This is a genomic window from Brevibacterium sp. S111 (assembly GCF_004745075.1).
Classification (GTDB): Bacteria; Actinomycetota; Actinomycetes; order Actinomycetales; family Brevibacteriaceae; genus Brevibacterium.
Genome location: NZ_RHFH01000027.1, coordinates 1 through 12549, shown reverse-complemented (window position 1 = coordinate 12549; position 12549 = coordinate 1). Strand labels below are relative to the sequence as shown.

Annotated in this window: 10 protein-coding genes, 1 pseudogene and 1 other annotated feature; of the genes and pseudogenes, 6 read left to right on the top strand and 5 right to left on the bottom strand. The window is 59.9% G+C overall.

Translation table 11 applies throughout. The features are described 5' to 3' along the window. Positions 1–147 precede the first annotated feature (147 nt). Together EB836_RS17530 and EB836_RS17525 are read right to left on the bottom strand one after the other, a co-directional pair. Positions 148–723: a hypothetical protein gene (locus EB836_RS17530; RefSeq protein WP_135542705.1), complete on the bottom strand. Its 576-nt coding sequence runs from the start codon at positions 721–723 to the stop codon at positions 148–150. Positions 724–801: 78 nt separating this feature from the next. Next, positions 802–2066, bottom strand: a protein-coding gene (locus EB836_RS17525; RefSeq protein WP_135542703.1) for an IS3 family transposase whose coding sequence is annotated in 2 segments (ribosomal slippage) — positions 802–1775 and positions 1775–2066 — 1266 coding nt in all. Because the reading frame shifts where the segments join, the coding sequence is not laid out codon by codon here. Continuing rightward, positions 1651–1782: a sequence feature (AL1L pseudoknot), on the bottom strand. (Overlaps the previous gene by 132 nt.) Positions 2067–2119: 53 nt before the next feature. Here EB836_RS17525 and EB836_RS17520 point away from each other — a divergent pair. The 4 genes and pseudogenes from EB836_RS17520 to EB836_RS17505 form a co-directional block, all read left to right on the top strand. Then, a pseudogene (locus tag EB836_RS17520) lies at positions 2120–2359 on the top strand (transposase); the annotation flags it as partial. A 571-nt stretch (positions 2360–2930) separates the two neighbouring features. Further along, positions 2931–3446 (top strand): DUF5134 domain-containing protein, encoded by a 516-nt coding sequence (locus EB836_RS17515; RefSeq protein WP_135542701.1) that lies wholly within the window; start codon positions 2931–2933, stop codon positions 3444–3446. A 43-nt stretch (positions 3447–3489) separates the two neighbouring features. Then, positions 3490–4221 (top strand): YcnI family protein, encoded by a 732-nt coding sequence (locus EB836_RS17510; protein ID WP_135542699.1) that lies wholly within the window; start codon positions 3490–3492, stop codon positions 4219–4221. After that, positions 4218–5930 (top strand): copper resistance protein CopC, encoded by a 1713-nt coding sequence (locus EB836_RS17505; RefSeq protein ID WP_135542697.1) that lies wholly within the window; start codon positions 4218–4220, stop codon positions 5928–5930. Before EB836_RS17510 ends, EB836_RS17505 begins: the two co-directional genes overlap by 4 nt. A gap of 44 nt (positions 5931–5974) precedes the next feature. On the opposite strand, the gene EB836_RS17500 is transcribed toward EB836_RS17505, so the two are convergent. Together EB836_RS17500 and EB836_RS17495 are read right to left on the bottom strand one after the other, a co-directional pair. Further along, positions 5975–6676 carry a M56 family metallopeptidase gene (locus tag EB836_RS17500; RefSeq protein WP_346763102.1) on the bottom strand — a complete coding sequence of 234 codons (702 nt, stop codon included), beginning with the start codon at positions 6674–6676 and terminating at the stop codon, positions 5975–5977. Positions 6677–6784: 108 nt separating this feature from the next. Next, complete coding sequence (locus tag EB836_RS17495) at positions 6785–7168, bottom strand: BlaI/MecI/CopY family transcriptional regulator (protein WP_135542707.1); 384 nt, start codon at positions 7166–7168, stop codon at positions 6785–6787. 480 nt (positions 7169–7648) lie between these two features. Here EB836_RS17495 and EB836_RS17490 point away from each other — a divergent pair, with 480 nt between their 5' ends. Both EB836_RS17490 and EB836_RS17485 read left to right on the top strand, forming a co-directional pair. Beyond that, the gene (locus EB836_RS17490; RefSeq protein ID WP_167854509.1) at positions 7649–9433 is read left to right on the top strand and encodes a cytochrome c oxidase assembly protein; all 1785 of its coding nucleotides are present in this window, start codon (positions 7649–7651) and stop codon (positions 9431–9433) included. Between the two features lie 4 nt (positions 9434–9437). Further along, positions 9438–11723 (top strand): heavy metal translocating P-type ATPase, encoded by a 2286-nt coding sequence (locus tag EB836_RS17485; RefSeq protein WP_276606440.1) that lies wholly within the window; start codon positions 9438–9440, stop codon positions 11721–11723. 203 nt (positions 11724–11926) lie between these two features. Here EB836_RS17485 and EB836_RS18320 read toward each other — a convergent pair whose 3' ends face one another. Continuing rightward, a complete protein-coding gene (locus tag EB836_RS18320) occupies positions 11927–12394 on the bottom strand; it encodes a DJ-1/PfpI family protein (protein WP_240690148.1) in 468 nt (155 codons plus the stop codon). Positions 12395–12549: the final 155 nt, after the last annotated feature.

Here is a 12549-nt window from a genome sequence, read left to right as displayed (position 1 = left end):
CCCGCACGACCTCGACCGGCTCCCACCGTTGCGCTTTCGCCGTGGCCAACAACTCGGGGGCAAGACTGCGCGCATACGGCATCTTCAACCGTCGCATCAGCGCCTCGACCTCGGTATCAAGGACTGGAGCCTGGGCAGAGACAACCATCACAGCTCACCCCCGTCCGCAGTCGTCGACGGTGAGCTCATCGCCTGCCATCCCACAGTCCCCTGCGCCAGGGACGCATCCTCACCCGCACTGCGACTGCCTTGATCAGCAACCCGGTGGGCCAGCAGCGACGCCACATCACCAGTGCCGAAGCGACCATAGGCAGCCGCCGTACCCAGGACCTCATCGACACGTTCTCGACCATGCAACCGCGACAGTGCCACGGCCTGGCCCATCTTCTGTCGCATCCTCGACGTCCCTGCCGCGGCCGCCTCACGTAACCACTCGTGAGCACCATGCCCAATCATCAGGAACGCTTCCTCATCAGGACTGTTCGCTGTGACCGCATACACTCCGGGCACCTTCTGTGTGGCATCAGTCGGGAAATGCTCGTCATCGATCTTCGGCGATCCGGGCCGGGCCCTGCCGTGTCGGGCGACTTCCCGAACCCCATCACGACCGGCAGCTACGATGATGATCTGTTCTGCCTCGGCGACACCGTGGACGCGGACGAAGACCTCGGACCCCAGGAGTGCATGCGGTACCGAATACTGCCCGGACTCGAAAGCGACCATCGGCGTATTGACCGGAACCTTCCTCGACAGACCGAACGCGATCGTATGCGCCCGATCCGGGACCGGATCGCCCCGAGTTCAGTGGAGAGCTCTTGACGGTACGCCAGCCACCTCTGGCCGACTGATTTCAGTATAGTAGTGATCCTCGAACTGCACTGGAGCAAGGTCTTTACAGTACGAATGCGGGCGGGTGTTGTTATACCAATGCACCCACTCCAAAGTCGCGAATTCCACAGCATCGCGACCAGTCCACGGACCTTCGCGCCACACCACCTCTTTCTTAAATAGTTTGTTTAACGCTTCAGCTGCGGCATTATCATAAGAATCACCCGTCGAGCCGACCGAGGCTTCTATCCCGGCTTCACGTAGTCGCTCTGTGTAAGCAAGAGAAACATACTGGCTTCCCTTGTCTGAATGGTGAATTAGCTGATTGATATTACGGTTCTTTCGTCTCCTTTCCCATAAGGCGTGCTCCAGGGCATCCAGCGCCAAATCGGTCCGCAGCGTCGTATCGACTCGCCACCCGACAATCATGCGGGAAAACAAATCCATGACGAACGCGACATAGGCGAAACCACTCCACGTCGAAACATACGTAATGTCAGCGACCCAGCGGGTATCTGGAGCATCGGCGGTGAAGTCCCGGCACACAAGGTCGCTCGGGTACGAGGCGGTCTTGGACTGCCATGTCGTAGTCGCCGACCGGGCATTGCTCACCCCTGCCAGACCCAGGGCGCGCATGCGTCGTTCGACTGTGCACCTGGCGATCGGCTCGTCTGGATAGAGCCGGCGGAGCATGACCCACATTTTCCGTGCTCCGAATAATCCTCGATTCTTCGCATGCACTTTCTGAATCCGTTCATCCCACACGGCGTCAGTTTGTTTCCGTGCCGAGACCGGTCGAGACTTTCTGGCGTAATATGAACTCGCAGCGATCTGCACCCCGGTACCGGAAAGGACACGGCAGATCGGCTCGACTCCGAATTCGTCACGATTGTCATCGATGAAACCATCGATATCCGTCAGCGGCGGTCGAGCTCCGCCTGGGCAAAATACGCACTCGCTTTCCGCAAGATCTCATTCGCCCGGCGCAGTTCTCGGATTTCCTTTTCCAGATCTGTGATGCGTTGCTTGTCGTCAGTCGTCATTCCCGGCGTCTTTCCAGAATCAACATGATTGTGCTTCACCCAATTGCGGAGGGTGTTTTTGTTGATTCCGATCTGTTCACCGACCAGCCGACACGCGGTGCTCACGGCCAGGACCGGATCGTCGGTCAGCTTCTCGTTGACCATGCGCACGGCGCGGTCTCGGACTTCTGCAGGGTACTTACTTGGTGCGGGCATGTTCCTATCCTCTCGGTTGGATCAAGCCCTCCACCACACCCGGGGCGATCCAGAACAACCCGATCGAGCGGTTGAACCGAGAGATCAAACGTCGTGCTGATGTGGTCCAGATCTTTCCGAACCGGGAGTCGGTGACGAGGCTGATCGGGGCCGTGTTACAAGAGCAGCACGAGGAGTGGCAGTACGGTGAACGACGCTATTTGTCGGAGATCTCGATGCGCAAACTCATCACCGTGCTCAACGGAGATTCCAGCGCCGATCCTGTCGGGGTGGTGATGCCACTGACCGCGTGATCCGACGCTGGTCCCCACTGCTTACTACCAAGTCAAAGGAACTAGGAAAGAACACCACGAAAAGGGACTTGACCCTGTTCAGCGGGGCTGCTGAGGGTTTGGTCGGCTCCGAGACTCCGTCTTCCCGCGAACACCTTGTCAGTCTTTTATCTGTGGAACAGCTCCTGTCTGACCGGGAATAGTTGTCAGCGGAAGGGATAATGATCTCTTGCGGCTCCCAAACGCTTCTTCCGAGTCTTCGCTGTGGCCGAAACCATCACCTGGAACCCGTCGTGACACTGCACAACCACGAGTGAATAGTCGCTGGATCTCGAGGCCGTCGGTTGATGCCCATCGCAAGAGGCTCTTCCGATCGTCCACCTGACCCCGGTGTCTCTGGCGGTCACAGTGGTCCACGTCTGGATCGCCCCGTTATCTCTACACGATGTAGTTTGAGTGTTCGGGCGTTTGCCGTTAATGTGACTACTACGTGATGTAGATATAGGCAGGAGCGGCAGTGTTCGGTGATCCGGTAACGCAGTGGTGTTTCACCGTTGTGTTCCTCGTTCTCGGGCTCGACTCGACTATCCGAATGGTCATCGATCGCCGGCGTCCATTGCAGTCAGTCGGCCATGGTCTGCATCTTGCGATGTCAGTGGTCATGATGGCTATGGCTTGGCCGTGGTGGTCGGGTCTTCCCAGCGCTCCGCAGGTTGTGTTTTTCACCGTCGCTGCGGGATGGTTCGTGCTCATGCTCCTCGCACAGAGTTTGCGCCGGATGCCTCGCTGGTACGCGCATGGGCACAATCCCTGGCACCTGGTCATGCATGTAGTGATGATGCTGACCATGGTCTGGATGGTGGTATCTATGGCGGGTATGGGCCCATCGGCCCCGGGTCACGATCATTCGTCCCTGTCGTTGCCGATCGCGATCAGCGGGGTAGTCCTGACCGGGGGATTAATTGTCGCTGCGATGATCTGCCTCGTCGATTGCATGGAAAATCTGCGCGGCGATCGACGCAGCGGCGCGGAGGCGAGGGCATCCGGTGCCCAAACTCTCATGAACCTGGGCATGGCAGCGATGTGCCTGCCGATGCTTGTCGTATGAGCTCGCGCCAAAACAGGAGCGGGAAAACAAAAGGAGAAGAACAATGACGACAACCAACATGGACAAATCGATGCTCTCTCGAGTCAAACGGCCACTGGTGATGGGGGCGGCGGCAGCAGCTGGGGCTCTTGCACTCACCTTCAGCGGGGCAAGCGTAGCGAGTGCGCATGTGACGGTGGAGGCGGACACGACTGAGGCCGGCGCGTACTCGGTGCTGACGTTTAGTGTTCCGCATGGTTGCGATGGCTCGGCGACGGACAAGGTGGCCATCCAGGTGCCTGAGGGCATCGATGCGGTCACCCCCACTCGCAATCCCTACTATTCAGTGGACGTGAAGAACGAGAAGCTCGATACTCCGATCAAGGACAGCCACGGCAATGAAGTGAGCGAACGAACATCCGAAGTCGTCTACAAGGCCAAGACCCCTTTGCCTGATGACCAGCGTGACACCTTCGAACTCTCTCTCAAACTTCCTGACGACGCGGCGGGAAAGACACTGGACTTCCCCACAGTGCAAACTTGCGAGGAGGGTGAGACCGCGTGGGTTCAGACTCCCGCCGAGGGACAGGATGCAGATGAGCTCGAGGCGCCGGCTCCGCAGCTCACGGTCACCAAGCCCGGCGCTGATGACCCCGCCGGTGAGTCGGGGGTAGAGGCGGGTGCGGCAGGCAGCAGTGGTAGGCAGACTCCTCTGGTGATCACTTCTTTGGTCATCGGGTCGCTGGGACTGGTCGTCGCGATCATCGCTGTGGCCAGGGGTCGTAAGAAGGCATGAGTTCGAACGTTCACAGCAGCCGGCAGCGATCATGGGCAGTGCTTGTACGCGCATTGATCGCGTTCCTCTGTGGGGGTGTACTGGCCTTGTCGACGTCGGCCGACCCGGCGTCTGCCCATGCTGCTCTGCTTGAAACCTCGCCAGCTGAGGACGAGGTCCTGGACGCGGTGCCGGACTCGGCCGAACTGCGCTTTAACGAACCGGTCGAACTCATCGACGGTGCGATTCGTCTCTTTCCCAGCAGCGGCGACGTTCAGACTCTGGAGGCACAGACCCGTGATCACTCGGTCATTGTCGACCTTCCTCAGGAGCTGCCCGATGGCACCTATTCCCTTACGTATCGCATTGTGTCAGCTGATGGTCATCCCGTCGGCGGCGCGGTGACTTTCCACATCGGCGAGGAATCCGACTCGGCCCCGGCACCGACGACCCCCGATGCCGACTCCACACCAACGTCGACGGAAACGGCAGTCATTATTCTGACTGTGATGCAGTACCTCGGTCTGCTCACCTTTGCCGGATTGCTGTTCTTTGACGCGATGGTCCGCCGTTCACCCGCTCGCCCCGATCGCACGACCCGTCGGGTTGCCCGCTGGGGCATCGGCCTGGGTGTGATGGCATCGTTCCTGCTGATTCCCGTTTCGGCTCTGCGCATTACTGGTCAGGCTCTGACTTCGATTGTGGATCTGAGTTCATGGGTCTTAGGGATCCGGGTAGCACCGACGATCTTAGCGGCCGTTGTGTTGTTGGCCGGGTCCTTGGCACTGCTATTGTTCGGCCGACGCAGACGCTCAAGAGTCGCACCACGCGCGGCCGTCATCGTCGCAGCTGTCACAGTCGCCTCACCGGTGCTCGTTGGCCACTCCCAGACGATGGAACCCATCTGGCTCATGAGCGCCGCCGACATCGGGCATCTGCTTGCCGGATCCTTCTGGGTCGGAGGGGTTCTCGGACTGGTCCTGACTCTCAGGTCGATGAGCCCGCACCGGCCCGGGATCACCAGCGACGTTGATGCAGCGCTTGCGGTGGTGGAGCGGTTCTCTCGGTTCGCGCTCTATAGCGTGATCCTATTGGCCGCCAGTGGAACGCTCATGGCCGTCCTCATTTTCAGCGAGCCCAACAAGGTCATCACAACGGGCTACGGACGCACTCTGCTGATCAAACTCATCATTGTGGCAGCGATCATCACCGTGGCGGCCTGGAACCGAAAACGCATCCTGCCGTCCATCGCTACCGAACCACGATCGTATGAACGATGGGGGCATCTGTGTCAAACACTCAGTTACGAAGCCGCTCTGCTAATCGCGGTGATCTCGGTCACCGGGTTCCTCTCCAATTCCTCCCCAGATCATCAACATCAAGACCAGACTCAGCAAGAGTCGGTGGCCTCTGAAATCTCGTTCGGGGCTGAATCCCAGGGGCTTGTCATCGACGGGCAGGTGGATCCGGGGGCCACAGGAGCAAACACTTTCACATTCGATCTCACCTATAACGGTGAACCAGTCTCGAGCGATGACGTCGAGGTCTCTGCTCGACTGCCCGAGCAACAGCTTGGACCGTTGAGCACAACGCCCATGTTCGATTCGGAGACCGGTAAGTACACGGCTCAGCTGACTCTGCCGACGAGCGGCGACTGGGAGGTCCAGGTCAGTGCACGTGTCTCGAGATTCGAGCAGCCAATCGCCCTCGTTCCTGTCCGCATCAACTGACTTTTGGGCTGGTGGCCTGGGCTCTCCGGTTTTCGGGTTCGGACTCAGACCCTGACCGGTTCGGGGACGGTACGGTGGAATCTAGTTGGCCACCGCCGTAGCGTCATTCGTTCGGCACGCAGCTCCATCGAGGTGTCACCTGTCAGGTGGGAGTGGCGAACGAGAGCGTTGCCAAGATTTGCTGCACCAACTTGCTTTGCTGCAGCATCATCGGCAATCAACTCGATGAGCAGCTTCGTCGCTCGGCGCAATTCCGGCCCGGCGGAGAGGAACTGAGGCAGGCACGCAGCATTGATCTCAGCGATTCGTACTGCCCAGCCGTGCCTGTACCGAAGGTGAGCGCATTCATGGGCGATGACGGCACGCAGCTGAACTGTGGTGAGAGCTTCTTCCAAAGCAGTCGAGATCATGATCTCGTCCGGGCGCCCGGGAACGGCGAAAGCCAGGACTTCGGATGATTCGAATCGCACGAGAATGAACTGCCCTCGGTCTTCACGTGATTTTGCCACAGGAACAATCCTTCTGACTGTGTCACGGTGGGAGCTGATCAACGGTTCCGTGGAATCAGACACCAACGCAGCCACGGCCCCCACTATTGCGAGGCTCAACCACGAGATGAGGGTGAAAATGAGCTGCTGCGCTGGCGTCAACGCAGGCGAGGCCTCGAGGCCGATTGCTACGATCGCGATCACCGATCCCAGCGCCAAAGCACATCCAGTACCCACAGCAGACCACCATAGGGTCATCGCCAAACGGGGAAACCGAATCTGCCATGGGCTCAAAGCCAGGACAGAGGGCGTCGCAAAGAGCAGGAAACCTGCCCCGAGTACGCATCCGCACACCCACAGCACAGGCTATTTACGCTTTCGTGGTCGAGGACCGGCAATTGCGTTGCGCAACAGTTCAGCGTCCCTGGAGTCGAGGTTGCCTGCGAAACGCAACAGGGCTGATTCGCGATCGCTGGCCTCCTCGAGAGCGGAGAACATCGTCAGGCCCACATGCTCATCTTCTGAGTATGCTGCCCGGAAACGCACCTTCCGTTCCGAAACGACGATGCGAACTACCTGGGCCTTTTTCTCAAGTCGATCTAGTGCCGTCATTACCGTTGTATACGCCGGCGGATGGCCACTGGCCAGATGCTGGATTTCCTTGGCGCTGAGGCCCTCTGGGCGTGAGCGAAGGACCCGCATGACTTCTGCCTCGAGCTCGCCGGGACCCCGAGTCCGTTTTCCTACCATGAGCACCTCCACTCTAACTCTACAATATGTGGACCAACGGAGGCGCAGACTCGTTCGATACGGTCGTTGTGGTGGCAGGTGGCAAGGCCGCTCTTATGACACCATCGTGTCGTCAAGCGCTCCGTTGGATCCACGGCCAGGTACACGGATGGTGGAGTTGGTGCTTCCGGCAGTGGCACCTGAGATTCGCATTTCACATCATCTACTACAATGATACGTAGAATGAAGAAGCAGTCGCCACGGTCCCCTGCCGAAGCGGAGAAGGGCCACACAGCAATAAGAGCCACTCCTTTCGTGGTGGTGCCCGTGATCGTTGTCATCGCGACAACGGTCACGATTGCCACCGTGATCGGTGCGGGCACAGAATCATATACTTCGATCGCTCGTGAGTTTCCCGGCACTGCCGTCGTTGTGCTCGATGCGGTGTTGCGTTCGTTTCACGAAGTTTTCTCGGTCCTTTCACTCGGCTCGCTTGCCGCCGTGCTCATTTTCACCCCGCGAACCGCCCAATTGGGACGGACACGAACGACTGCCACCGCTCAGGCCCTGGTGCGGGCCTGCAGCGGGGTCTGGGCCACGGCGGTGCTCCTGCTCATTGTCGTCGACGGACTCAACACCACCGGGGTGTCTTTGACAGGCCTCGACAGCCCGGAACAATTGTGGTTTGCCTTGACCGGCACCTTCTACCCAGCGGCGTGGTTGATCGTCTTCGCAGCGGCGTTCACAGTCTTCTCGGTCTCCATCCTGTCGGAGTCCTGGGCTGCCTACGCTGTGAGCTTGTGGATAGGGATGATCGCGATCCTTGCCCCGGTCGTCATCTCACAGGTGCTCGTCGGACCGAACCATGACTTCGGAGAGGACGCGGCGATCATCCAAACACCCGTAGCGACAGTCGTCCTCGGGCTCCTGTTGGTCGGAGTGCTCCTCGACATAGGGCACCCGAGCGGAAGAATCATGCCGCAACTTTCATGCTCCCGACTCATGTGGGCCGGTCTGATCTCGATCGGGGGCACGGACGTCGTGATCTCGGTGTTCAAGCTCGCCGGCACCGCGTTGACCGACTCGATCACAGGTTGGCAGCTGACGACTCGCTGGATCGGCCTGCTCGTCGTTGCTCTGGGAATGTTGACAGCCTCCTCGACGCGCCCCCAGTGGGGTCGCCTCGGCGTCGTTGCCGGAGTCACGGTATGGGTGACAATGACAGCAGCCATGACCTTCATCCCTTCACCGAACTACTTCGCTCCCAACAGCATCGTCGCCGTCTTCCTCGGCTACACTCTCGACGCCGCCCCAGACCCGATAATCCTGCTCACACACTGGCGGATCAACTTGCTGCTGACCACCATTGCTGCCGTTGCGATGATCGGATACTGTCTCGGGGTGCGACGACTGCGACGTCGTGGCGATCACTGGCCGGTGTTACGGACGATCTGCTGGCTGATCGGTTGGTTGCTGACCATCGTGCTGATGGGGTCAGGGATCGGTAAATACTCTCCGGGTGACTTCGGTATCCACATGGTTGTGCATATGACGTTGAATATGCTCATCCCTTCCTTCCTCGTCGGAGCCGGACCGATCACGTTGTTGCTGCGAGCCTCCACTGGCACCGGTCCGCTCGGACACATGGTCCACGCCCGCGTGAATCAGGTGATCAATTCGCCTGGGCTGCGATTGCTGCTGCACCCCCTGTTCGTCTTCGTTGTCTACGTCGCCTCGTACTACGCCCTCTACCTCAGTCCGCTGTTCGGTGAGCTCATTCGCTATCACTGGGGGCACCAGCTGATGAACGTGCACTTCCTCATCGTCGGCTACATGTTCTTCTCGCTGGTCATCGGCGTCGATAAGCTCCCGTTCGAGCTTCCGCACATCGGCAGACTCGGCTATGTCATCGCTGCGATGCCCTTCCACGCCTTCTTCGGCATCGTGCTGATGATGACGAACACCCCTGTGGCCCAGAACTTCTATCGCACCCTCGACCTGCCCTGGCTCGATATCGCTGCCGAGCAGTACTTCGCCGGCGGCATCGCCTGGGCCGGGGGAGAGTTGCCTCTGTTGGGAGTGGTCATCGTCCTCGCCGTGCAGTGGACCCGACAGGACAAGCGGGATGCCAAGCGTTTCGATCGCCATGAGGACGCTGGCTTAAGCGATGAATTCGCGGCCTATAACGACATGCTGCGGCGGTTGGCAGAGCGAGACGGAGTCGCTGTTGCCGCGGATGCGACAAGCAGGTCTGAAAAGGAAGGGCTGAAATATAATGAGCAGTGACAGCGTGGTCCGACCGGAGGCCTCAAACCTACTCGAGCAGGTCGGCAATGGGATCGATATCGATATCACCGGGATGACATGCACAGCGTGTGCCCGCCGAGTCGAAAAATCGCTGAACACGATCGACGGCGCCACGGCATGGGTGAATTTCGCGACCGAACGGGCCCGAGTGACTGGACTCGATCATCCTGATGATGCACTGAAGGCGGTGAAAAAGGCCGGCTACGGTGCACAGATCCACAAGGCCGGCGACGACACATGGTCACAGCGAGCCGCCGAGGTGAGATTGAGTTCCCTTCGCTGGCGGCTCATCTTCGCCGCGATTCTCACCGTCCCGCTCATGGACGCCACCATCGCCCTGGCCTTGGTCGACACGTGGCGCTTCCCCGGTTGGGAGTGGGTCTGTATCGCCGTTGCCCTGCCGATTGTGACGTGGGCGGCGTGGCCGTTCCACCGGTCGGCGTGGAAGAACCTGCTGGGCCGGACAGCGAATATGGATACTCTCGTGTCCCTGGGCATCACTGCCGCATTCGGGTGGGCCGTAGTGACCGCGGCATTTGACTTCACCGGACCCGATGCGTGGTTGGGTTTCGGGCTCGTACCCGACGGTGCGGACGCTCTCTACCTCGATGTCGCCGCCGGAGTGACTACTTTCCAGCTGGCTGGCCGCTACTTCGAGACGCGATCGCGGCGGAAGGCCGGCGACCTGCTGGCCGCGCTCGGAGAACTCGCGCCGAAGACCGCTCGTGTCCGCGGTGACGACGGCGAATACGCTGAGACCCCTATTGAACTGGTCACACGCGGTGATGTCGTTCTCGTCCGTCCCGGCGAAACCGTACCTGTGGACGGAGCAGTCATCGACGGGCAGGCCGAACTCGATACGAGCAGCCTTACTGGCGAACCGGTGCCGACTCCTGTCGGGGCTGGGAGCCGGGCGGTTGGAGGGTCCTTTGCCACGAACGGGCAAATCCTCGTTGAGGCCGAGGCCGTCGGGGCCGATATGCAGCTGTCCCAGATTGCGACGATGGCGGAGAAAGCACAGTCGCAGAAGGCTTTGGTCGAAAGTCTGGTCGATCGCATCACTGCAGTATTCGTCCCCGTCGTACTCGTCTTAGCAGTCGGGACTCTGCTCGTCTGGTTGCTTCCACTCGGATACTCACCCTCACGGGCCATTGGTGTGGGCATCTCGGTGCTCATCATCGCCTGCCCCTGTGCACTCGGATTGGCGACGCCGACAGCGCTCATGGTCGGCATCGGCCGCGGTGCTCGTTTAGGCATCCTTGTCAAAGGTCATACAGCGCTTGAAGCCAGTGGAAACATCGACACGGTCATACTGGACAAAACTGGCACTGTGACCACCGGAACACTTGAAGTCGAGCAGACATGGTTCGCCGAGACCCACCGGCCAGACCTGCTGGACCGTATCGCCGCGCTTGAGTCCCGCTCGGAGCACCCAGTCGCCCGCGGCATCCTCGAATACGCCGACTCGGCAACCAATGCCACTGCTGCTGTGACAGTCGAACAGACGGAACCACCGATTGAAGTTAAGGATGTCCAGGTGTTGCCCGGCGTCGGCATCGAAGGCTTTGTTGGCGAGGCGACATTGTCAGTCATCAGCGCTGCTGCCGCCCTCGATCGACTGGAGCTCGATTCACAGCTCAGTGAATGGATCCGCGACCAAGAGGGAACGCAGCGCAGCGTCATCGTCATCATCGACGCTGGCACGCCGGTCGGGGCTCTGGCTTTACGCGACCAGGTCAAGTCTGACGCCGCCGCCAGTATCGAGCAGTTGCAGGCGCTTGGTCTGCGCACCGTCCTGCTCACCGGCGACAGTCGCGGACCGGCGGAGACAACAGCAGAGAGCATCGGTACCGATGAGGTTATTGCTGAGGTTATGCCGAATGATAAAGCAGACGTTGTGTCCGCATTGCAGGAGTCGGGCCACCGTGTGGCGATGGTCGGCGACGGGATCAACGATGCCTCAGCCTTGGCTGCGGCTGACCTTGGCATCGCTGTCGTCACCGGCTCGGACATCGCGATGAAGTCGGCCGATATCATTATCGTCCGTGACGATCTTGGGGCGATTGCCGAAGCGATCATGCTCTCCAGGAAGACCCTGCGTACGATCCGTGGGAACCTCGTCTGGGCGTTCGGTTACAACGTCTTAGCTATTCCGATCGCGATGTTCGGACTGCTGAACCCATTGATCTCGGCAGCGGCGATGGCAATGTCGTCGGTGTTCGTCGTCTACAACAGCCTGCGCCTGCAACGCGTGACACTGGAAGCCTGAGAGCCAGTCCGTGTGTCAGGCGACGAAGCCCCGACCAGATTCTGCTGCGAATGAACTGGTCTCGTTACCGAGACAGAACCCGACCCAGGTCTCGACTCCTGGATCCAAACTGAGATCCGGAGTGCTGCTTCTGCATCTCACCAGTCGAGTTTCGGGAAGAGAGAAGGGCGGTGCGCGACTTCGCCAGCCGCGCACCGCAGTCGTCAGTTTCCGAACCGGGCTAGCAAAGCGGTCACCGCATCCTTGCCTAACTGGTTAGCGGCCAAGGGACTGTCGCCGGTGAGCAGGTTGCGATCGCTGGTGGTCGTGCCTGCCATGTCGTCATTGATGATTTCGACGCCTTCTTTCTTCAGAGCCTCTCCCAGACGCCAGGGCATCTCACCGGGCAGGTAGCCGATGTCGAGGTTCGCTCCGAAGTCTAATGAGTCCGGGAAGGCGGTGATCTTGTGCCCCGAGAAGGGGTTGGAGTCGCGGCCGATGCTCCCGGCCAGGAGAGAGGCGGGGCCATGGCATAGGGTGATGATGAGTTTGTCGTTGTTCAGGAAGTGATCCAGTGCGGTCTGGACATCTTTGTCGAATGGGATGACGTTCATCGCGCCATGGCCACCTGGAATGAAGATGGCTGCGTATTCGTCCAGTCCACTTGAGATCACATTGGCCCTGAGTTGCACAGGTGACGAGCGTTTCGTGCCATTTGGAGGCTCTTCCGGTTTCAGAGTGCGTTGACCCGGGCCGATAGCTGCCCGGAGTGGAGCAGACAGCGCAGCACGTAGTGCTCGAAGTTCCTGAAGCCCAGACCAATGCCCCGCAGATGCTCGAGGCGTCC

Bases quoted from the DNA above. Each gene is read 5' to 3' on its own strand.
- EB836_RS17500 (WP_346763102.1), bottom strand. From the start codon at position 6,676: ATGACCCTATGGTGGTCTGCTGTGGGTACTGGATGTGCTTTGGCGCTG.
- EB836_RS17510 (WP_135542699.1), top strand. From the start codon at position 3,490: ATGACGACAACCAACATGGACAAATCGATGCTCTCTCGAGTCAAACGG.
- EB836_RS17495 (WP_135542707.1), bottom strand. From the start codon at position 7,168: ATGGTAGGAAAACGGACTCGGGGTCCCGGCGAGCTCGAGGCAGAAGTC.
- EB836_RS17505 (WP_135542697.1), top strand. From the start codon at position 4,218: ATGAGTTCGAACGTTCACAGCAGCCGGCAGCGATCATGGGCAGTGCTT.
- EB836_RS17530 (WP_135542705.1), bottom strand. From the start codon at position 723: ATGGTCGCTTTCGAGTCCGGGCAGTATTCGGTACCGCATGCACTCCTG.
- EB836_RS17515 (WP_135542701.1), top strand. From the start codon at position 2,931: ATGGTCATCGATCGCCGGCGTCCATTGCAGTCAGTCGGCCATGGTCTG.